This window comes from Shewanella sp. H8, assembly GCF_040285065.1.
Classification (GTDB): Bacteria; Pseudomonadota; Gammaproteobacteria; order Enterobacterales; family Shewanellaceae; genus Shewanella; species Shewanella polaris.
In genome coordinates this window covers 1,562,023-1,584,033 of the sequence record NZ_CP157213.1, presented here as the reverse complement: position 1 = coordinate 1,584,033, position 22,011 = coordinate 1,562,023, and the positions used below count along the sequence as shown (strand labels likewise).

At 40.3% G+C, this 22,011-nt stretch carries 17 protein-coding genes; 10 read left to right on the top strand and 7 right to left on the bottom strand.

What is annotated here, in order from left to right; all coding sequences use genetic code 11:
• Positions 1–527 precede the first annotated feature (527 nt).
• From ABIS04_RS06935 to ABIS04_RS06920, 4 genes are all read right to left on the bottom strand, one after another.
• Positions 528–932, bottom strand: coding sequence for a DUF1801 domain-containing protein (locus ABIS04_RS06935; protein WP_140233857.1), 405 nt, complete (start codon positions 930–932; stop codon positions 528–530).
• A gap of 203 nt (positions 933–1,135) precedes the next feature.
• Positions 1,136–1,642 (bottom strand): GNAT family N-acetyltransferase, encoded by a 507-nt coding sequence (locus ABIS04_RS06930; protein ID WP_137221434.1) that lies wholly within the window; start codon positions 1,640–1,642, stop codon positions 1,136–1,138.
• 174 nt (positions 1,643–1,816) lie between these two features.
• Positions 1,817–2,221 (bottom strand): CBS domain-containing protein, encoded by a 405-nt coding sequence (locus tag ABIS04_RS06925; RefSeq protein ID WP_350432997.1) that lies wholly within the window; start codon positions 2,219–2,221, stop codon positions 1,817–1,819.
• 247 nt (positions 2,222–2,468) lie between these two features.
• Complete coding sequence (locus ABIS04_RS06920) at positions 2,469–4,175, bottom strand: AMP-binding protein (protein ID WP_350432996.1); 1,707 nt, start codon at positions 4,173–4,175, stop codon at positions 2,469–2,471.
• Positions 4,176–4,669: 494 nt separating this feature from the next.
• On the opposite strand from ABIS04_RS06920, the gene ABIS04_RS06915 reads away from it, so the two are divergent.
• The 4 genes from ABIS04_RS06915 to ABIS04_RS06900 all read left to right on the top strand — a co-directional run bounded on the left by ABIS04_RS06915 (position 4,670) and on the right by ABIS04_RS06900 (position 10,847).
• Positions 4,670–8,002: an MHYT domain-containing protein gene (locus ABIS04_RS06915; protein ID WP_350432995.1), complete on the top strand. Its 3,333-nt coding sequence runs from the start codon at positions 4,670–4,672 to the stop codon at positions 8,000–8,002.
• A 14-nt stretch (positions 8,003–8,016) separates the two neighbouring features.
• Entirely contained in the window at positions 8,017–9,012 is a 996-nt protein-coding gene (locus tag ABIS04_RS06910; RefSeq protein WP_206194448.1) for a two-component system response regulator, read from the top strand.
• 117 nt (positions 9,013–9,129) lie between these two features.
• The gene (locus ABIS04_RS06905; RefSeq protein ID WP_350432994.1) at positions 9,130–10,335 is read left to right on the top strand and encodes an MFS transporter; all 1,206 of its coding nucleotides are present in this window, start codon (positions 9,130–9,132) and stop codon (positions 10,333–10,335) included.
• 335 nt (positions 10,336–10,670) lie between these two features.
• The gene (locus ABIS04_RS06900; RefSeq protein WP_350432993.1) at positions 10,671–10,847 is read left to right on the top strand and encodes a DUF6435 family protein; all 177 of its coding nucleotides are present in this window, start codon (positions 10,671–10,673) and stop codon (positions 10,845–10,847) included.
• Between the two features lie 34 nt (positions 10,848–10,881).
• Here the strand turns inward: ABIS04_RS06900 and ABIS04_RS06895 are convergent, their stop codons facing one another.
• Positions 10,882–11,331, bottom strand: a complete 450-nt coding sequence (locus ABIS04_RS06895; protein WP_350432992.1) for a lysozyme inhibitor LprI family protein — start codon at positions 11,329–11,331, stop codon at positions 10,882–10,884.
• A gap of 389 nt (positions 11,332–11,720) precedes the next feature.
• On the opposite strand from ABIS04_RS06895, the gene ABIS04_RS06890 reads away from it, so the two are divergent.
• On the top strand, positions 11,721–12,050 hold the full coding sequence (locus ABIS04_RS06890; protein WP_350432991.1) for a hypothetical protein: 330 nt from the start codon (positions 11,721–11,723) through the stop codon (positions 12,048–12,050).
• Between the two features lie 37 nt (positions 12,051–12,087).
• Here ABIS04_RS06890 and msrQ read toward each other — a convergent pair whose 3' ends face one another.
• Both msrQ and msrP read right to left on the bottom strand, forming a co-directional pair.
• A complete protein-coding gene (msrQ, locus tag ABIS04_RS06885; protein WP_350432990.1) occupies positions 12,088–12,693 on the bottom strand; it encodes a protein-methionine-sulfoxide reductase heme-binding subunit MsrQ in 606 nt (201 codons plus the stop codon).
• Entirely contained in the window at positions 12,693–13,730 is a 1,038-nt protein-coding gene (msrP, locus tag ABIS04_RS06880; RefSeq protein ID WP_350432989.1) for a protein-methionine-sulfoxide reductase catalytic subunit MsrP, read from the bottom strand. The genes msrQ and msrP overlap by 1 nt, the downstream gene beginning before the upstream one ends.
• A 309-nt stretch (positions 13,731–14,039) precedes the next feature.
• Between msrP and rmuC the strand changes: the two genes are divergently transcribed.
• The 5 genes from rmuC to ABIS04_RS06855 all read left to right on the top strand — a co-directional run bounded on the left by rmuC (position 14,040) and on the right by ABIS04_RS06855 (position 21,958).
• Positions 14,040–15,533 (top strand): DNA recombination protein RmuC, encoded by a 1,494-nt coding sequence (gene rmuC, locus ABIS04_RS06875; RefSeq protein WP_350433402.1) that lies wholly within the window; start codon positions 14,040–14,042, stop codon positions 15,531–15,533.
• 113 nt (positions 15,534–15,646) lie between these two features.
• A complete protein-coding gene (locus ABIS04_RS06870) occupies positions 15,647–17,575 on the top strand; it encodes a transglycosylase SLT domain-containing protein (RefSeq protein WP_350432988.1) in 1,929 nt (642 codons plus the stop codon).
• Between the two features lie 278 nt (positions 17,576–17,853).
• Positions 17,854–18,765: a MoxR family ATPase gene (locus ABIS04_RS06865; RefSeq protein ID WP_350432987.1), complete on the top strand. Its 912-nt coding sequence runs from the start codon at positions 17,854–17,856 to the stop codon at positions 18,763–18,765.
• A 14-nt stretch (positions 18,766–18,779) separates the two neighbouring features.
• A complete protein-coding gene (locus tag ABIS04_RS06860; RefSeq protein ID WP_350432986.1) occupies positions 18,780–19,898 on the top strand; it encodes a DUF58 domain-containing protein in 1,119 nt (372 codons plus the stop codon).
• A complete protein-coding gene (locus tag ABIS04_RS06855) occupies positions 19,895–21,958 on the top strand; it encodes a DUF3488 and transglutaminase-like domain-containing protein (RefSeq protein WP_350432985.1) in 2,064 nt (687 codons plus the stop codon). Before ABIS04_RS06860 ends, ABIS04_RS06855 begins: the two co-directional genes overlap by 4 nt.
• Positions 21,959–22,011 lie beyond the last annotated feature (53 nt).

Sequence of the window (22,011 nt, the reverse complement as noted above, 5' to 3'; positions counted from 1 at the left end):
AGATAAACCCAATAATACATAAGAAAAATCTAATGGTATTAGGTGGTAAAAAATATCTAAGTTCAACATGGGTCTTTTGGATGTGTGATCTAAACGTTAATATATTAGCAAAAAATGGGAGCTTACTAACAAAAAAACAACCCCAATATTCATCATTAATAATATACTTTTCATAAACTTAAACACTTGACCCAGAAGCTAGGTTGGAGTAGATAGCCCAACTCAAGGAGTAGTAACCAAATGGAAAAGAAATGAAAATAATGACTTTCAATCTCATTATTTAGGGTGTGTTGGATCTCAAAATCACTTATTGTGGATCAGTAGATTTAACCTGTCATTTGTAGATAATTGAATTGTTTTCCATAATAGAATTTGGCCGAAATTTGAGAGCTATCCGAAATTCGTAATACACTTCAGCCCAACTTTGAGTCAACAAGTATCCGTTGTCGATAAATTTAATCAAGCTTCTCAGCACAACCCATTTGGCTAATGCGCCTATCTCAATGATTTTTAGTTGATGATATTGTTTATGCACCGAGCGATACTAAATGCTTTATTTTTTTATAGCGTAATGACATTGATATGCAATGCGTTAACTCGGTTAAAGGAATAATATCATTTTTGTTAAAGATGATTGATCTATTGCCTCCATAAACGAAAGTATCACCATAAATTTCTTTGAAAGTATCAATAAGGTTAGTTTTACAATTAAAGAAAATACAATATTGGTTTGGACTTTTAGCTTTCCAATCAAATCTTATTGTACTGCCTATTCTAGAGCTATAGCTGGGCTCTCCCCATTTTAAGGTTTCTTCAATATCAACAATGCCTTCTTGTTGCGCGACACTTAAAATAAGCGTTCTTAGTTGCATTAAGCAAACAGATATATCTTCTGGATATGTTTCAAATTTTTGTTTTACATTCACATCCATAATAGACATCCATTCATAGATAAATACATATCGCTTTAGTTTTTGTATGTTGTGTGGTTTACCTAAGTTAAATCGCATATTAAACGGGGTCGATACCAATCACAGTAATGAATAAAAAATCGATAGTTTACCTGCCACCATTAACCTGCATCATAAAGATGACTGTAACGCTAATTTCAAGATTTAGCGCTCTTATTGCCCGTTTAGGCTCTGTACTCATACATGTTATTTTGAGCGCCATATAGATCAATTGTTTCTGTTAAATGAAAGCCTATTTTGTTCAACAAGCTATTGGAGCTTAAGTTTTCAATTAACGTAACGGCCAAAACGATACTCAAAGAATGAGTAATAATACCTTCTTTAAGGACTGAGTTAGCGGCCTCGGCAGCATAACCTTGTCCCCAAAATTCTGGTAAGAATGCATAACCTAAGTCTGGATAATCCAGTTCATCTCTTTTCAGTAAACCGCATATACCGATTGGCGTATCAGTGCCTTTGAGTAACACTACATTTAAACCAAATCCATAAACTTGATAGCTCAATATTGGACCATTGGTGAGATAATCAATGGCATCGGCATGAGTTCGGACTTTCTTATCAGCGATATAACGAATAAAATACTTATCATTTAATAACTGCACAATAAACGCAGTATCATTAACATTAAGATGTCTGATCATTAATCTTTCGGTTTCACATACTATTGTCATTAATAATCCATCTCTAGCACTTTACGTACTCATCTAATGAAAAGATTTCAACGTGTTAACTTAATTAGGCTTAGTCATAAATGATATAATAACCTGCGACATAAACCTTAATAAGAGTATCTCTCAAGCTTAAATTAGCTCTGTTTTGATTTTATGAACTTAATTACTTTTGTGTCAATAATAAGCGCTGACAAAATCTGATGAGGTGACAATTCCCAGCACTTTGTTTTGCTCATCTACAACCGGCAGACAGCCAAGTTTATTGTCGATAAAATATTGCACGACTATGGTAAGCGGCTCATCTAACCCTAGTTTTTGCACTTGAGTATCCATAATATCGGCAATGGGGGTATAGCGCTCTTTTCGGTCTAATGCTCCTTGACCATATTTATTGAGCATACTCAGTACACTGGCAATCATCTTTTTGTGGGTCAGCATGCCCATGAGTTGTCCAGTTTGCTCTGAAATAACGGGTAGATGGCGCACGTTGCGACTTTGCATCAATTGGTGGGCATCTTTAAGGCTAGCTTCGTGACTAATACACACTGGACTGGGGGTCATGATGTCGCAAACTTTCATCGTATTACTCCTTTATCGACTATAGATTAAATATTATTCAAAACTGACATGAATAATTAAGGGGACCTAGATTGTCTATGAAGAATCCAAAGTTCAAGGTTATCGTTTATCTCATTGTCGCGCTCATTTAATCATAAAAATGATTAAGATAACCACGTTAAAATCTCTATTGCCCCCCGGTTTCATTAATACAGAGCATTAACCACGTAAATTAACGTTAATACGTCAAATCAATTCAACTCAATGATTAATTTATCGCTTGATGTAACTCTTGATACATCAACTCGCGCATTTTAAATTTTTGGATTTTCCCGGTAACGGTCATGGGATATTGTTCAACAAATTTGATATAGCGCGGCACTTTAAAATAGGCAAACTTTTCAGTTAAAAAATGACGAATATCGTCTTCGGTAATATCGGCATTGGCGCGTACTTTAATCCATGCGCAAACTTCCTCACCGTATTTGTCACTTTGTACTCCAAACACTGCGGCATCTTGTACGTCCTTATGGCTGTAGAGTTTTTCTTCTATTTCGCGTGGATAAATATTCTCACCGCCACGGATGATCATATCTTTAATGCGGCCAACAATTTGCACATAACCAAGCTCGTCCATTTGACCTATATCGCCCGAATGTAGCCAGCCGGTACTGTCGATAGTGGCGGCAGTTTTAACCGGATCGTTCCAATAACCTTGCATGATGCAGTAACCTCGACTGCACACTTCACCTGGTTGCCCAATAGCAACCACATCGCCAAACTCATTGATAATTTTCACTTCTGTGTGCGGCAATGCTCGACCAACGGTGAGCACTTGTTTTTCGATTGGTGAGTCAATTTCAGTGATGTGATTTAACGGACTACACTCGGTTTGACCGTAACCAATTAGCACTTCTGTCATATACATTAACTCTTGTACACGGCGCATGACTTCTTCGGGGCATGTGGCCCCCGCCATAATACCAGTACGCAGTGAGCTAAGGTCAAACTGGTTAAATTGTGGATGTTCTAATTCGGCAATAAACATGGTCGGTACGCCATGTAACGCTGTACAGCGCTCATTGTCTATTACTTGCAAGGTGGTCAAAGGATCAAAAGACTCACCGGGATACACAGCTGCTGAAGCATGAATAACACAAGCAAGACTGCCCAATACCATGCCGAAGCAATGATATAAAGGAACCGGCATACATAACTTGTCTTTTGAGGTAAAACTCATGGCATCAGCCACTAAATAAGCGTTATTTAAAATATTGTGATGAGATAACGTCGCGCCTTTAGGGCTACCTGTAGTACCAGAGGTAAATTGAATATTAATCGCATCATGGGTATTGAGAGAGTCAGCAATGGTGGCCAACACATGTTGAGCATTGTCGTTTACCTCCAACAGCAAATCATTAAAGTTGAGCATGCCGGGAGTACGGTCTGTGCCCATTCGAATCACAAACTCGAGTTGAGGCAGTGAGAGTGTAGTGAGCTTACCTGCAGTGCTGGTGCTTAACTCTGGCAGCAACTCATTTAACATCTGTAAGTAATCACTGGACTTAAATTTATCTGCACAAATAACTGCTCGGCAACCCACATTACTCAAGGAGTATTCCAGCTCTTCAGGGCGATAAGCCGGATTAATGCACACCATAATAGCACCAATTTTAGCAGTAGCAAATTGGGTTAAACACCACTCAATATTGTTAGGAGACCAAATGCCGACTCTATCGCCAGGCTCAATACCAAGCGTTAATAATCCAGTCGCAAGGGCATCAATCTTTGCTTGATACTGACGGTAATTCCAGCGAATTTGTTGATGGTGAACGACTACCGCAAGATTGTCTGGGTAAGTATTAGCAATATCATCAAAATATTGACCAATGGTTTTATCGGTAAGCGTCGTTGAAGTGACACCATGATATTCACTTTGAGTAAGCGGTAGTTGTGCCTGATGTTGTTTGACCATTAAAGCCTCCTTGCATGCGTTTCGTCATGTTCAAGCTAACCAATTAACGGCCTGACTCACAAGTAAAAAAGCACTACATTAGACTAAAGATGCATGGTGAGTAATGTTTACAGTAAAAGCTAATGTATCGAATGAAGGTTAATATTTACACTGAAGACTTAGCTCAGACAGTTTGATAAATATCATTAGAGTAATAATGCCTCAACAATCCTATTAACGGTTATCTAAACACCGGCCATAAACAGAAGTGATAATAATTAATCATAAAACCAAAACACTCCCCCATAATAACCACAATTTTATAACGATTGTAGCGAGCAAACCACAAAGTCTCGCAAAAAAGTAAACTTTTAATATTAACTCAACGTATATTAACTAAACATTGATTTAGCACAGGCTTTAGTTATAAATGAGACGAATTACTGCGGTTTTTCACTTTCAGGCCGATAGCCTATTTAATTACTTATTTTAATAGCGACATTCATCTAATTATTATGCTTGAAACAATCCGCACCCTATTTGCCGTCACAGATGAAAACCTGTTAATTGTTGGTAACTTTCAGCCTATGGTGGTGTTTATTTCTATCACCATTGCAATATTAGCCTCTTTTATGGCATTGCAAGTGGCGTCTCAAGCAGCGCTAACCCTTAATAAATATAAACGATATTTATTAACCAGCTGCGGCAGCATAGCCTTAGGCGGTGGTGTATGGTCAATGCATTTTATCGGTATGTTGGCATTTAGCTTATGTACACCGGTGAGTTACGATGTAGGCTTAACCGCTTTGTCTTTTGTCCCTAGCATTGCTGCTTCTTGGGTAGCATTAAATGTCATTTCTACTCCTAAGCCTAAACTTAACCATTTCATATTTGGCGGCATTCTTACTGGCTTAGGTATTGGTACCATGCATTATGTCGGCATGGCGGCTATGGAAATGGCCCCTTTGCTGCGTTACAACTTATTCTATTTTGGCTTATCGATTATTGTTGCTGTTATTTTGGCAATTTTGGCGTTGTGGATCCGTTTTAGCTTAAATCATTTAGGTCGCTTTACGTTAAGTGACTTACATAAAAATGCCATTGCTGCTGTGGTTATGGGTCTAGCCGTTTCAGGTATGCATTACATCGGTATGGCTGCAGCACGCTTTGTCCGTCCACCAGGGTTTGAATTTTCAGAACAAACCGAAATGATGTCGTTCTATTTAGCGATTGCGGTAGCAACCATTACCGTTTTTATCATTATATTGGTATTGGTCGTCAATATGTTGGTTAAATACCAAACGTCTTTATATCAAGCCAAATTAAGCGAAGCTCGTTACCGCGCTACCATTAGCACTGCCGTTGATGGGATCATTACCTTTAATGCCAAAGGGCGTATAGAAAGCGGCAACCAAGCAGTCGAATCTTTGCTCGGCTGGAACCTCGAAAATCTGTGCCACCAAAATATTCGTGACTTTATCCCATCTCCATTTATTGCCGACTTCAATTCTTACTTAAACAGTTACTTAGATAATAATAAACCACAACAAAAAAGTGATGGACGTGATGTTGAAGCACTACACATCAGCGGCCAATCAATACCCGTTAGGGTATCGATTGGCCACACACGCATAGAAGGCAAAAGCTTATTTGTAATGTACATAAGTGATTTGCGTAATCGTATTGAAATGCAACGTGCACAGATTAAAAGCGAAGCCCAGTTTCGCTCACTAATCTCGAATATCCCGGGTATTGCCTATCGCTGTTTAAATGCAGAAGACTGGCCTATGTTATTTATTAGCGACGCGGTTGAACAAATAACCGGTTACCCAGCAAGTGATTATGTAGGTACAGGTAAAAAACGTAATTTTTATGAACACGTACACCCTGACGACTTGATTAATATTACTGAACAAGTGAATCATCAACAGTTTTACCTAGAGTACCGTATTTATAATGCCAATGGAGAAATCCGTTGGCTATTGGGTTATGGCATTCATGTTGATGGCTTGGATACAAAAGATAAATGGCTCGACGGTTTTATTATGGACATCACCGAGCGCAAAGAAATGGAACAATCATTATTAATTGCCAAAGATAAAGCCGAGCAAGCCGCATCTGCACGAGCAGCATTTTTAGCTAATATGAGCCACGAAATTCGCACCCCAATGAACGCCATTATTGGTTTTAGCGATATTTTGCTCGACGACTCGCTCCCTGTAGAACAACGTAAGCACTTACGGACCATTAATCAGTCCGCAAAATCATTATTGCATTTACTGAATGATATTCTCGATAGTGCAAAATTAGACAAAGGTAAGTTTTCATTAGAGTTCAGAGACTTTTCATTAATAGAAGAAATCGACTCAGTGGTATCGACATTATGGTTACAAGCTAGTGATAAAGGCTTGTGTTTAAATGTTAATGTGTCAGCGGATGTGGCTCCATTTTATCACGGTGCACCTGACCGAATACGCCAAGTATTAACCAATCTTATTGGTAACGCTATCAAGTTTACTGCCGATGGTGGGGTTGATATTAATATTGATATCAAGCCAAGCGGTTGTATCGATTTTGAAATCAAGGATACCGGCATCGGCATGACAGAAGAACAATTATCTTTAGTCTTTGATGCTTTTGCTCAAGCAGATGCCAGTATGAGCCGTCGCTTTGGTGGCACAGGACTTGGTACAACTATTAGCAAACAATTGGTTGAGTTAATGGGCGGAACAATCACTGCCAATAGTATTTTCGGCAAAGGTAGCTGTTTTAGATTTGGATTACCGTTAACAGCACCGAAACATCAAAAAGCTCCAGCAATTACCGATGATTCAAATCACCTTATCCCACTCAGCATTTTAGTTGTGGATGATATTCAACAAAATATTGACCTATTAACTATTATGTTAAAACGTCAGGGACATACGGTCATCGCTGCCCGAGACGGAAAACAAGCCCTACTGCGAATGCGCAGCGACAATATTGATATTGTATTAATGGATATACAGATGCCGATAATGGACGGACTAACCGCCTCGCGCACACGTCGGGAACAAGAGCAAAGTGAACAGTTACCACACATGCCTATTATTGCATTAACAGCCAGTGTGTTGCCTGAAGATCGCAAAGCAGCCTTAGATGCCGGCATGGATGGTTTTGCCAATAAGCCTATCGATATGATATTGCTTAATCATGAAATAGCCCAAGCATTAACACTTGAGCAAGACAATCTAGTCGTCGATAATACCACTGTTGATACCGACAACAAGCAAGTTGTTAATGAAAAAAAAGGCATCTCGATGTGGGGAGACAAACCCACTCTTATCAAAGAAATTTATGCCTTTATGGCTAAGCAACATGATAGTGGTCGACGTATTCAAAAATTGACAGCTGCAGCCGATTGGCAAAGTATTCAGACTCTCTTACATGGACTAAAAGGCTTGTCAGGTAATTTAGCACTTTCACAGCTAAGCAGACTATTTCTCGATGCTGAACACTTAGCCATGACAAAGTCGCAAACAGAGTTGTCGGCTTTATTGCCCATTATTGAACAAGCTTTTACTGATGTAACGACGTATCTTAGTCGGCAACAAAACAGTCAAAGTAGTCAACACACACAATCAGGCGACACGATGAGCAGCGAGGAATTACTGCACATCATCACTCGTATTGAAATGGCCGCTCGAAACAATCAATACAATGAACCAGATGTAGAGTCTTTGATTGCAGCTACCCCATCGGCTTATCAACACCAATGTATTACAATACAAAATGCTCTAGACAACTTTGAATTTGAACAAGCAGTAACCGCACTCAGTGCCCTTGAGTCTCATATTACCGCACAGTAAAAAGACTGAATTGAATGATATATAGCAACCAAGACCGTATGCCGACAATTCTTATTGTCGACGATGAACCCGCTAACCTCAGAGTGTTAAAGAAAATGCTAGAGGATCAGTACAGACTAATTTTCGCTAAAAGTGGCGAAGAAGCTCTGCGTTTAATTGAACGCGACTTGCCTGATCTGATTTTGCTCGATGTGATGATGCCGGGTATGACCGGTTTTGAAGTCTGCCAGCAACTTAAAACAGAGCAACGCACCAAAGCTGTACCTGTCATTTTTGTGACGGCGTTAAGTGACGAAGTAGACGAAGCTAAAGGCTTTGATATGGGCGCAGTAGACTACATCACTAAACCCGTGTCACCTGCAGTGGTTAAAGCACGTGTTCGTACTCATTTGTCTTTAGTGCAAGCTGAAGACCTGCGCCGTACCCGCTTACAAGTCATTCAACGTTTAGGCCGTGCGTCAGAATACAAAGACAATGAAACCGGTATGCATGTGATGCGCATGAGCCATTTTTCTAAAATTATTGCTCTTGCCTATGGCCTATCAAAATCGGCCGCCGACAATTTACTCCATGCAGCGCCAATGCACGATATTGGTAAAATAGGTATTCCCGACAGCATTATGCTTAAACCGGGTAAGCTAACCGTTGAAGAATTTGCCATCATGAAAAAACATCCCGAAATCGGCGCCGAAATTCTAGGTGAATCAGATTCAGATTTAATCGCCTTAGCCAAATTAGTCGCGATGACTCACCATGAAAAGTGGGATGGCAGCGGCTACCCTCATGGACTTAAAGGTGAAGATATTCCTATTGAGGGACGTATTGTGGCAATTGCCGATGTATTTGATGCTCTCACCAGTAAACGCCCTTACAAAGAAGCATGGACTGTCGACAAAGCCATGGCATTTTTACATGACCAAAGCGGCATACATTTTGACCCGCAGTTAGTGACACTATTTCAGCAATCTTTGCCCAGCATTTTATACATTAAGCAGCGCTGGCAAGATTAATCTGTCATAACAGACCGTTTATGCCGCCGCGCAATAATGGGCTTAATCGACTGATTTAGCCCTTCAACCGCTTTACTTTCAATTAACCGCATCGCTTTATCGCCAACAGGATTTTTTATGACATCGGCTGCTGCATTACCAAGCCAACTGAACACCACCGCCATTTTACTAGTATTAGCTTTAGGCACATTTATATTAGGATTATCAGAGTTTTCGATGATGCCAATGCTGCCATTAATTAGTGAGACATTTGCCTCAACACCGTCACAGAGTGGTTATGCCATTAGTGCTTATGCAATAGGGGTTGTTGTGGGTGCACCTATTTTAATGCTGGCAACTGCCAACATGAAAAAACGCCATGCCTTGACAATATTTTTGACATTAATGTTTATTTCTAATGGCTTAAGTGCCATGGCAACCTCACTTGAGCAGCTTATTGTATTTCGCTTTTTAAGTGGCCTGCCCCATGGCGCTTATTTTGGTGCCGCTATTTTATTGGCTGCCGATATTGCCCCTCAAAATAAACGCGCAAGTTACATGTCTAAAGTCTTTATGGGCCTAACCATAGCCACCATTGTAGGGGTTCCAATTGTCACTTTAGTCGGCCAAAACTTAAGCTGGCGTTATTGTTTAGCGGGTGCATCTATCCTCGCCTTAATTGCATTAGTATGCGTACATGTGGTGATCCCAAAAATTGAAAACAACCAACCGTCAAATTTAATCAATGAGTTTAGCGTGTTAAAGAATAAATTGGTCTGGTCAATTCTTGGCATTGTCATTATTGGCTTTGGTGGCGTATTTTGTATTTACACTTACATCGCCGATACCATTTTAGTGGTGACTGAAACACCGGCATACACAATTTCAATCGCAATGGTTATGTTTGGTATTGGTTGTACCTTAGGTAACTATGTATTAGGCAAAGCAGCCGATCGCGCCGCCTTAAAAACCACCGGTATCGCTTTAGTTTGTACGATTATATTTTCGCTTGCCTACGTCAGTGCCAGCCATAATATTTGGCTATTGTATGCAGTGATTTTCCTTATTGGCTGCAGTGTGGGTTTAGCCACATTAATTCAAACCTTACTGATGGACGTTTCGCCAAATGGTCATGCAATGATAGGTGCATTAGTACAATGTTCATTTAACACCGCCAATGCTATAGGACCTTGGGTAGGCGGCATGTTTATCGCACAAGGGGCAATGCCTAACGAGACTGGTTATGTGGCAGCAGTGCTATTTGCCGGCGGCTTAATGATGTGGCTGTTAAGTTATCTGCAAATGAGTAAGAAAAATGCTCAACTAGAGCAGTGTTCTGCGTAATCTCATTGCCAATAACAAGATGTAATACGAGCCGAAAATGATTTACTTTGGAGTGAAATACACTCCAAGGTAAAGTAACAATCTGATAATTAAAGCTTAAACAATCCAGTTTAAACTTCTAAAAAATAACATTTTCACCAGCATTCCTTTTGCATAGCTTACCAAGTAATGACATTTTTATTGATAATGCCAACAGTTAATAATTTTATGTAAAGTATAAAAAGCAAATATAAAACTAACTATAAATCGCATCGAATTATTGAACTAAGAGCTAATTTACGTCGTATTTAAAAACAAGATTCATCAGTAGATTCACAATTACATAGAGGCAAAATATGTTGTCATTCTTTAAGCCTAATCCAGCCAAAAAATTACGTAAAAGCTATGATTTAATACTTGAACAAGCCATGCAAGCCCAGCGTAAAGGCGATATCAAAACCTATTCATTACTCACGGCTGAATCAGAACAGATTTGGGATAAAATAGCGGCTTTAGAAGCTATCAGTAAATAACAGTCGTTTAGAAAAATCGGATTAACGTAATTAATTAATGCGGCTCAGGTAATATCGACGCACTAGAGTCCATAAACGTTAAATAGTCTTGCCAAATATTATGGGTGCGTTGCACTGTAAGTTGCAGCATACATCCTTGGTACATTACGCCCCTGATGCTGCCATCTCGCCACAATTGATACACGGCATTACAATAAGACTCTCGATACGTTAACCAGTCTCGTTGCGACAGTTGAAGTGCTTCTACCGCCTTTGGATCATCATGATATTGTTCTTTGGCTTTAGCGAAATATTTATCTAACCTAAGCTGTGCTTCATCGGTTTTTTGCCTAGCGCAGTCATTCATTTCACGCGTATTAACGGGATCATTACAATCAGCCATTGCTTTATGAGCCATTTCTTCACGAACGACTTCTTGCGCCCAACTCTCACCAACTAGCACAGTGATGCAAACCAATAGTCCAAAGATTACAACATTTTTCATTATTGAAACTCCATATTGTTTTTGAATCTATTTAACCTCAATTTGAGTTAAGAGATAGGTTACTAAAGAAACAAATAATTCAGCTATTGCATATTAAACTCGCCATTAGATTGATTAACAATAGTAATGCGGGTTAATTCCATCAAGTGACGCAATACTAAGGCAGATTGACATTATTAATGATGAAAATTAATCAATCAAAAAGGGGATAAACATACTAATTCAACAATCTGTGACTAATAGTCAAGAATGGCTTTTTATTCGGCGCTATGCTGTATGAATTAACCTCAACTATGACGTTATTTGAAGAAAGATATTACGTCAATGAGTACACATTTTATGTTGTTAGTTATTGCATTCGTTATGGCTGGTTATTGAGGAGAATTTGTATGTGGTGGCGAGTAACCATTATTAGCTTAGCTTACTTATTGTTAGGCGCACATTTTTTACGATTTGATCAACCTATATTGGCTATCATAGCCGTGAGCTTACCCTTGCTGTTATTAATTAGGCATGCATTTATACACACATTACTCAAATTAGGTTTACTGATCAGTGTGGTCTTTGTATGGTCAGTGTCTACGTTTAACTTTATCGATATGCGTATGTCACTTGAACAGCCTTGGTTGAGACTAGCCATTATCATGATATCAGTAATGGCATTTACTGTGTTTGCGGCGTTTTCAACTAACGGCCTCAATCATAAACTGAGACGTTAGCATAAACGATGATGCTAGCAGAAAAGCTCTGCTAATATTATTTGCTCGGTTTCAACCATTTATAAATACTGTCTTTGCGGTAAAATAACAAGGCCGCAAAAAGTACAATATAAATACTGGGTTCGATAATTTCCGACTTTACTGACCAGTAAAAGTGGATTGGTGCCAGTATTGCAGCCACATAAATCCAATTATGCAACGATTGCCAGCGCTTACCCATACTACGTTTTATGCGATTGGGAGAGGTTATAGCCAATAATAAAATGATAATCAAGGTTGCAGCGCCAACCAAAATATAGGGCCGCTTAATCACTTCTTCGAATAATAATCTCCACGCAAATAACAAATCTAAACTAATAAACGCACTAATATGCAATAGCGCATAAGCAAATACATACAGGCCTACCAAGCGGCGAGTTTGCATCAGCGCCGCTATTTTAAAACGTTTGGCAATGGGTGAAATAAGTAACGTCGCTAATAAACTATTAATCGCCCCCATGCCAGTGTAGTGAATAATATACTGCACTGGATCGCCACCCGCATTATCAGTTAACACTAATGCCACGAGATATAAGATTGGCAATAAAAAGCTTATGTGTAATAACACCTTTAGCCAAAACAGGCCTCGAGGACTAATCCGCATTAATAAAACTTCCTCAGGTCGATATTTTTGTACAAGTCGGCCACTGAATTACCATAACCGTTGAACATTTGGGTTGGAATACGCTTAGCAGAAAATAAACCGCCTTCACCTATGCTACGTTCAGATGCCTGCGACCAACGAGGATGATCTACTTCTGGGTTTACATTGGCGTAAAAACCATACTCACTTGAAGCTAATTGATTCCAACTGGTTGGAGGTTGTTTATCCATTACTCGAATCCTAACTACGGATTTAATACTTTTAAAACCATATTTCCAAGGCACCACTAAACGGATTGGCGCACCATTTTGTGGCGGCAAGGTTTTACCGTATAAACCTACCGCTAAAAACGATAAGTCATTCATTGCCTCGGCAACCGTTAACCCCTCAACATACGGATAGTGGATCCCCCCGCCCATTAAGCGACTCTTTTGCCCAGGCATTTGGTCTGGATCAAATAGGGTTTCGAAGGCAATGTGGGTCGCATTACTTTGCACGCCAGCTTGCTTAAGTAAACTGGCTAACGAAAAGCCGACCCAAGGCACAACCATCGACCAAGCTTCCACACAACGTAAGCGATAAGTGCGTTCTTCAAGGGCAAAACGGGTCGTCAATTCATGTAAATCTAGGGTAATCGGTTTATCAACTAAACCGTCAATCGTTAACGTCCAAGGATCAACCTTAAAATTTTGCGCATTATCAACCGGGTCTGATTTATTGGTACCAAATTCATAGAAGTTATTATGACGAATCACTTTATCTTCAGGTGTTTTCGGATTAGGTAATACAAACTTGGCTGGGGTGGCATATTGTAGGCCTTGAGTCACAAAAGGGTTTTGTGCTTTTTGCTCGCCAAACAAATCAAAAATACCGGCTTGAACTTGGCCAGGCAAACTGGCGCCCAATGCTCCTAACCCAAGGGCCTTAACAATATTACGACGATCATTAAATACCGACTCTGGCGTAACTTGGTTATCAGGAATATGCCAAGAAGCACGTTTTTGTATGCCTTGAGTAAAACCTTTTTTACCCGCCATAAATCACCTCTTAAAATTGTTTGTCGGCAACTAATTGGTTACCAAATCTTGCTTACTTACTCAATAGACAGGCAAAATCAGGCTTTTATTGCAATTGATTGCCCAAAAAGATTAAAAATAGCTCCAATCTGTCTCTAATCAGTAAAGATCACATAAATGTCTGTCGCTTTACTACCACTACGAATCGATATTACGCTTAGATTTAAATTTAAGCACCTATAACACTATTTCATTAATTCCTAAGTTTACCCCTTGCAGGCGTTTATTAGCCGTGCGACCCTTAGTCATTATTTTCTATCGGGTTTTGTTATGCCTTTTGTTGTGTCGTTAACTCCTCCACAAATTGCAGCATTTGTAGCTGTCGCATTTGTTGCCTTTTTATTTGGTGCATTAATTAATCAAAGGCTAACGCGTAAACGTTGGGAGCAGCTCAAACTTCAACATGAACAGCAAACGCTTCAACAACTCAATGAAGCCCAAATTGACCTGTCACGATTGCAAGATAATCTCGATGATAAAATTGATCACAGTAATCATCTACAACACAAACTAGAAACGCTTATAGGTCAACTCTCTAGCGCGGAAACTAAGGCCGATAGGGTTAATCTGGTTGAACAACAAATGGTTGAAATTCAACATCGCTTGATGGAATCACAGCTCAATTTAGCCAAATCGAATGCGCTACAACAAACCATTCAGGTCAAAGCAGAAACAGAGCAAAAATCATTACAAGATAAAATTGCCCTGCTTGAATCAGCTGAAGAAAGACTAAAATTACAGTTTGAAAACCTTGCCAATCGAATTTTTGAAGAGCGCAGTGAAAACTTTAAACAACAAAATGTCTCGCAAATGGACGGTGTACTCGGGCCGCTAAAACAGCAATTAGAAGGCTTTAGAAGGCAAATTCAAGAGTCGTATACTCATGAGCAATCTGAACGCAGCGCATTGAAACATCAATTAGATAATTTACGCGATCTCAATTTAAAAATGAGCCAAGACGCGATTAACCTCACTAAAGCGCTAAAAGGTGACAACAAGCAACAAGGTAATTGGGGCGAAGTCATTTTAGAGCGCGTATTACAAGAAAGTGGTTTACGCGAAGGCCACGAATACCAAACCCAACAAGATTTAAAAGACGACAATGGCAAACGATTTAAGCCTGACGTTATCGTCCATTTACCCGAGCAAAAAGACGTGGTAATCGATGCCAAAATGTCGTTAGTCAGTTATGAACGTTATTTTAATAGCGAAGACAAAGACATTCGTGACCAAGCGATAAAAGAACATGCATTATCGATTAGGCAACACATTAAAGGCCTTAGCCAAAAAGATTATCATAAACTACATGGTCTCAAAAGTTTAGACTATGTGCTAATGTTCATTCCCATTGAGCCGGCATTTTTACTGGCCATAGAATACGACCCAAGCTTGGTTAATTTTGCCCTAGAGCAAAATATCATGCTGGTAAGCCCAACCAATTTACTGGTGGCATTACGCACAATTAATAATATATGGCGTTATGAATATCAAAACCAAAATGCGCAAAACATTGCTAAACAAGCCAGCCGTATTTACGATAAATTGTGCGGTTATTTGGAAGATATGGAAAAGCTAGGTCGCGCCTTAGACACCGCAGATAAAAGTTATCAAAATGCGATGTCTAAGCTGTCGTCAGGTAAAGGCAACCTCATTAGACAAGCACATTACATGCAGCAATTAGGCGTAGACACCAGTAAACAGATAGACAAACAGTTGCTTAATCGGGCTCTTGATGAGTCGATCGAAAAACAACAAAATAATTGATGACTAATGAGCGCTAATTAATCTTTGTTTAATCAACAAATCTCATTATCACTTAATAACGTAACCATAATACTGATAGCAAACGAAATACTGAGGCGGAGATTCTCATTTAAATGCGTAACACTTTGGCGAACACTTTAATTACTGGCGCATTATTACTTAGCACATCGTTGGCTTTTCTTAGCCAAGCGCATGCGTTGACATCGCAGCAGCAAACTTACCTTGATGCTCGCAAAGCTTTGGATAAAAAACAACACGATAAATATCAAGCCTTACGCAAAAAACTCGCCGACTATCCATTAACGGTTTATCTTGACTACCACGCAAATGTAGACAGCATAGTGCAATCTCCTGGTGACAAAGCGCTCAATGCAATCAACCAATTCGATACCACGCCACTTTACAATAATCTGCGTTATCGATACCTGCTTAATGCCGGTAAAAAACAGCATTGGCAAGATTTCTTAGTGATTTCGCCAGACACACCAAATGATATCCGCCTGCAATGTTATTACTACCAAGCACAACTTGATGCGGGTAATAAAACCTCTGCTTATCAAGGCGTCGAACGTTTATGGGTTCACGGTTATTCTCGTCCTAAAGAATGTGATGATGTATTCAAAGAATGGACAAAAGCAGGTTTCCGCACCCAAGAATTAGTCTGGGCTCGCATGTTACTGAGTTTCAATGCTAATCAATCAAGTTTACTGAGCTATTTATCGCAAAAAATCACCCAACATAAAAGTGAGGCTAAATTACTATTATCAGTGTATCGCGATCCCAACATTTTGCGTCACATGAAGAAATTTTCCAGTTCTAAGCCTATCATTGGCGATATTGTTGATGCCGGTTTGCGAAAGTTGGCCCGTAAAAATTTACATCAAGCGATTAAATTGTATGTTAAATATCAAAAGACCAATCGTTTTAGTGATGCTGAAGGTCGCCAACTTAACCGCTACTTAGTTCGTCGTGCATTAATAAAACAAGACCAAAAATTGGTATCACATATTGATGCCATGCTGCCATTACTCCAATCTGATGATTTATATGAAATGCGCCTGCGTTGGGCCATTCGAGAGCAAGACTTAGACACCATAGATAAATATTTATCCCTATTGAGCGATCAAGGTAAAGCCGATCCACGCTGGCAATATTGGCAAGCTAAGATGACCTCTCGCCATGACAAAAACCGTGCGACTCAATTACAGTCAATCTTAAGTGGTGAACGTAATTTCTACGGTTTTAATGCAGCAGAAGCTTTAGGTAAACCCTTGGCGATGAATGATGATAATTTAGCGCCTAATCCAGAGTTACAAGCGGCATTAAACCAAGACCCAGGGCTTGCCCGCGTGGTTGAATTAATGGCCTTAGATAAGCAAATTGATGCCCGTAACGAATGGCTGTATTTAATGCGCCGCCATACTCCAGAAATGACCGCACAATATGGTTTATTTGCCTTAAACAACGGCTGGCATGGATTTAGTGTTGAATCCAGTATTCAGGGCAAATTATGGGATTCAATAGCACTGCGTTTTCCTGAGGCATCCAACGATGAATTCGTCAAAGCCAGTAAAAAGTATGCAGTGAATATTGATGAAATTCGGGCAATTTCTCGCCGGGAAAGTGCATTTTATCCATACGCGACGTCTGGCGTAGGTGCGCGTGGATTAATGCAGTTAATGCCAGCTACCGCCAAACAAACGGCTAAAAAGAACAAAATCCGTTTTAATAACGTAAAAGATCTATACGACCCTAAAGTGAACATTATGCTAGGCAGTGCTTATTACAGTGAGTTACTTAAACAGTTTAATCAAAATAGAGTACTCGCTACCGCAGCCTATAATGCTGGCCCAGGTAGCGTTAGACGTTGGTTAAGACAGTCTAATGGCAGCTTAGATGTAATGAGTTTTATTGAAACTATTCCTTACACTGAAACACGCGAATATGTCCAAGCGGTACTGAGTTATCGGATGATATTCCAACAAAAAAATGCAACCAAAGATGGAATGTTTAGCGAAAAAGAGTTTAGCTATCGTTATTAAAGCTTATTAAGTGTGACTAATACCGCCAAAATATGGCGGTATTTTTGGCTTAATACTGGTGAGCAAGGTAACGTATGATTTTATCGCACAATAAAAACATTACCCCCGTATGTGTAAGATTTATTGATGGTTTACCCCATCACTTTTATAAAACGTTAATCACTAAATACAATCAACAATTACGATAGACCTTACCAATAAGCCATAATGATAAACCATCACTACTCAGTAATCGCTAATAAACCCATAATGGTTTATTACCAACAGTTGGAGCTTTCGTGTCGCAATCAAATATTCAAACATTACTCAACCAACTAAGCCAAGTCCTGTTAGGTAAGCCTGAGCAAATAAAACTGGCTGTCGCGTGTATCCTCGCTAAAGGTCACTTATTAATTGAAGATTTACCGGGCATGGGCAAAACCAGCTTATCTCAGGGCATTGCCAGCAGTTTAGGCATGAGTTACCAACGGATCCAATTTACCAGTGACATGCTACCCGCAGATATTCTTGGGGTATCCATCTACAGTAAAGAGCAACAACAGTTTATATTTCATAAAGGTCCGGTGTTTAATCAAATGTTGTTGGCCGATGAAATTAACCGCGCCAGCCCAAAAACCCAAAGTGCTTTACTCGAAGCCATGGCAGAACAGCAAATTACTATCGATGGCATCACCCATCCACTGAGTTCACCGTTTTTTGTGATTGCCACCCAAAACCCGGTTGATCAAGCCGGTACCTTCCCGTTGCCAGAATCGCAACTCGATCGGTTTATGATGCGGATTTCCATCGGTTACCCCAGTGCAGAAGCCGAGTTAGCCATGTTAAAGTCGCAAACTCAAGCCAGTAAACCGATTTCATTATCACAATGTTTAACACCACAAGAACTCATACTATTGCAACAACAAGTGGCTCAAGTGTCGGCATCGGATGCTGTACTGAATTATTTAATTGCCTTGGTAGATTTTTCTCGGCAGCATAATGTCGCCAACGGTTTATCACCACGGGCCAGTATTGCTTTGCTTCAAGCCGCTAAAGCATGGGCCTTTATCAATCAACGGCAGTACGTGGTACCCGAAGATATTCAGGCAGTATTTGCTTCTGTTGCCGAACATCGCATTCGCAGTAGTAGTCAATTCCAAGGCCAAGCTTTGTCTGACACCATACTCGCCAGCGTCAACCCAATACGTTAACGGCGCGGGCACACATGGCTAAATCGACCGCATCAACCAAATCTGTTTCCCCAACTTATGCCAATGGCGTTATTAAGCCGTCTCGGTTACGTCGGTTAATTCCAACATCGGTAACTCGACGCTGGTCAAGGTGGATAAGTAAACGCTTACCAGCGCAAAAACAGATTACCCTCAGCCATAGAGGCATTTTTATTTTACCCAGTGGTTTTGGGCTAGTGTGGATTGGCTTGATCGTTTTACTGTATTTGTTTGGCACCAATTATCAAAACAACTTAGTGATTGGTTTAAGCTTATTACTCGCCAGCGTGTTTCATACTTGCATTATATATAGCTATAAAAACCTTGCGGGCTTAACATTTAACGCTGTAACACCGCCATCAGGTTATGCTGGTGACAATATGCCATTTCCCATTATGTTAACTGGCCATACTCGGCAGAATAATCCCGATACCACCCACCAGCAGATTTGCATGCAGTTTAGTTATCAGCGCCATGTACGTGTTAAACAAATGCAAGAACAAACAATTGCCATCGTGCCATTTGAACAGCCTAAACGCGGCAAGTTAAACCCTGGACGAATTAAAGTCTCATCCTACTTCCCGTTAGGATTATGCCGTGCTTGGTCATATGTCGATTTAGATATTCAGCATGTTATTTTCGCCAAACCAGAAATATGTAATATTGAATTAGCCAGCCACAGCAGCGACAACGACACCCCAAATGAACACGGTAAATTACGCCCAGGTGTTGACGACTATAAAGGTCTACGCAGTTATATTCCGGGCGAATCACTTAAGCAAGTGGCTTGGAAACAATGGGCCCAAGGCAAAGGCATGTTATCTAAAGAGTTTGCCGAACCAGAAGGCTTACCTGTTTGGTTAACCTTAGCCAATACCTCTGGCAATAACATTGAACAAAAACTCAGCAAATTAGCTTGGCAAGTGGATAAGCTTAGCCAGTCGCAACAAATATTTGGTTTAATTTTAGATGATAAAATCATTAACCAACAAACCGGAGAAGCGCACCGCATAGCCTGCCAAACTACCCTTGCGACTTACCATATGCCCGCTAATATGAATCCAGATTTTAGCCCTAGTCATGTATCAGCATCATCAATAGGTGAGCCATCATGACCGATAACTTTGACACCCTTATTAGCCGTAATACTCTGTTTTGGCTATTAATCACCAATGTAGCGATCCTCACGCCATTATATGGTCAAGCCACTTTATGGAGCATTGGTATCTGTGGGATTTGCTTTGTTTGGCGAGTGGGGATTTATCTCGGTAAAGTGGCCGCGCCACCTAAAATGCTGGTCACTTCTTTAGCTATCGGCGCCGCAATTACGCTCGCATTAGTGTCGAGTCAAATAGGTTTACTTAATGCTTTGGTTAACTTATTAATTTTAGGTTACGCGTTAAAATACATTGAAATGCGCGAGCTTAGAGATGTTAAAGCCATTGTATTAGTAGGCTATTTTCTTATCGGCCTAACCCTACTCGATCAACAAAGCATGTTAAATACTGTGCATTTATTAGCCGTGACGATTATTAATACCGGCGTGCTGATCAGCGTATATCAAGACAAATCTAACAAAATGGCTAATCTCAGTTTTAGTCTCAAAATAATATTGCAAAGCCTACCCTTGGCAATATTACTGTTTGTGGTGTTTCCACGCCTTGGGCCATTGTGGTTAGTGCCTAATATGAACACAGCCAAAACAGGTTTATCAGATGAAGTATCGTTTGGTGATATTAGCAAGTTAACTCGCTCAGCAGACTTGGCCTTTAGGGTCGGTTTTGACAATCCAAACGGCAGTACACTAGGCCCCGCCAACCAGGAGTTATATTGGCGCACGTTAGTTATGGAAAATTATGACGGCAAAACCTGGCGCCAAGACCCGAGTATTCAACAAATTCAGCGTCAGGCATATTTTACTAAACCGGAGCGTCAAGCCCCTAAAAACGATGCCAAGACTGATGCTAGCAGTAAAAAAATAGCCTATATGGTCATTAGTGAACCCAGTCATCGAAAATGGTTATATGGTTTAGATGAAGCGTTTAGCGACAATGATCAAGTAGTCGAGTTGGCAGATTATCGCTTATTTTCCTTAAGAGCGGTCGACCAGCGAATGAGTTATAGAGTTACCTCATATCCAGACACCATCATGGATTTAAAACTCGACCCACAAACCAGGCAGATAAACCTCGCGCTGCCAGCCAATAGCAACCCTAAAACCCGTCAACTTGGTTTGCAATTTGCCAAAGATTATCCCGATCCACAGGCGCGTATTAATGCAATGATGAACTACTTTGCACAACAAGCTTATTTCTACACTTTGAGCCCTCCCCGTGTAGGAGAGCAGCAAATTGATGACTTTATGTTTGAAAACCGTGCAGGATTTTGCGCCCATTACGCCTCAGCGCTGGTATTTATGGCACGCGCAAGCGGTATTCCCACCCGCATGGTAACGGGTTATCAGGGCGGCGAATATAATGCCAACGCGGGCTATTACAGTGTTTATCAATACATGGCCCATGCGTGGACCGAAGTGTGGTTTGAAGGACAAGGATGGCAACGCTTTGATCCTACGGCAATGATTGCACCGCAACGGGTGTTAGATGGCTTTGATGCCACCTTTGACAGCCAAAGTAGCTACTTACAAGACAGCCCTTTTAGCACACTGCACATGAAACAATACCCATGGTTGAACGAATTACGCCAGCAGTTTGCCAGTGTCGATTATTATTGGAGTGTGTGGGTATTAGGTTTTGATGAACAACGAAAACAGCAGGTATTAGCAAAATTATTGGGTGATGTTAGCAATACTAAAATCGCCCTATTGATGATTTTCAGCTTTATTATTATCGCATTAGTTATTGCTTATTATGCTGGCTTATTCAATGTTGATCGCCAACAAGATCCGCTTAATAAACGTTATAACCTCATTTGCCAACGCTTAGCTAAAAAAGGCATCTTCCGTCAACAAGGCCAAGCACCGTCAGATTACGCGGCTGCGGTTAATGCCCATTTTAACGCGCTTCAACCCAAAGTTGCTGCCGACTTTACTGCGTTAAGCAATGCCTTTGTGGCACTTAAATATCAACCGTTAACGGCGGCGCAAACCCAGCAACAGCAACAACGATTTATACAATTATATCGTCGCTTACGCCTGCGACTGCTGCGCAATTGAGCTTGTACACAACATCAGCAATCGTCCTGATTATTAACGGTTTTGATTGATGA

Bases quoted from the DNA above. Each gene is read 5' to 3' on its own strand.
- ABIS04_RS06935 (WP_140233857.1), bottom strand. From the start codon at position 932: ATGGATGTGAATGTAAAACAAAAATTTGAAACATATCCAGAAGATATA.
- ABIS04_RS06930 (WP_137221434.1), bottom strand. From the start codon at position 1,642: ATGACAATAGTATGTGAAACCGAAAGATTAATGATCAGACATCTTAAT.
- ABIS04_RS06925 (WP_350432997.1), bottom strand. From the start codon at position 2,221: ATGAAAGTTTGCGACATCATGACCCCCAGTCCAGTGTGTATTAGTCAC.
- ABIS04_RS06920 (WP_350432996.1), bottom strand. From the start codon at position 4,175: ATGGTCAAACAACATCAGGCACAACTACCGCTTACTCAAAGTGAATAT.
- ABIS04_RS06915 (WP_350432995.1), top strand. From the start codon at position 4,670: ATGCTTGAAACAATCCGCACCCTATTTGCCGTCACAGATGAAAACCTG.
- ABIS04_RS06910 (WP_206194448.1), top strand. From the start codon at position 8,017: ATGATATATAGCAACCAAGACCGTATGCCGACAATTCTTATTGTCGAC.
- ABIS04_RS06905 (WP_350432994.1), top strand. From the start codon at position 9,130: ATGACATCGGCTGCTGCATTACCAAGCCAACTGAACACCACCGCCATT.
- ABIS04_RS06900 (WP_350432993.1), top strand. From the start codon at position 10,671: ATGTTGTCATTCTTTAAGCCTAATCCAGCCAAAAAATTACGTAAAAGC.
- ABIS04_RS06895 (WP_350432992.1), bottom strand. From the start codon at position 11,331: ATGAAAAATGTTGTAATCTTTGGACTATTGGTTTGCATCACTGTGCTA.
- ABIS04_RS06890 (WP_350432991.1), top strand. From the start codon at position 11,721: ATGTGGTGGCGAGTAACCATTATTAGCTTAGCTTACTTATTGTTAGGC.
- msrQ (WP_350432990.1), bottom strand. From the start codon at position 12,693: ATGCGGATTAGTCCTCGAGGCCTGTTTTGGCTAAAGGTGTTATTACAC.
- msrP (WP_350432989.1), bottom strand. From the start codon at position 13,730: ATGGCGGGTAAAAAAGGTTTTACTCAAGGCATACAAAAACGTGCTTCT.
- rmuC (WP_350433402.1), top strand. From the start codon at position 14,040: ATGCCTTTTGTTGTGTCGTTAACTCCTCCACAAATTGCAGCATTTGTA.
- ABIS04_RS06870 (WP_350432988.1), top strand. From the start codon at position 15,647: ATGCGTAACACTTTGGCGAACACTTTAATTACTGGCGCATTATTACTT.
- ABIS04_RS06860 (WP_350432986.1), top strand. From the start codon at position 18,780: ATGGCTAAATCGACCGCATCAACCAAATCTGTTTCCCCAACTTATGCC.
- ABIS04_RS06855 (WP_350432985.1), top strand. From the start codon at position 19,895: ATGACCGATAACTTTGACACCCTTATTAGCCGTAATACTCTGTTTTGG.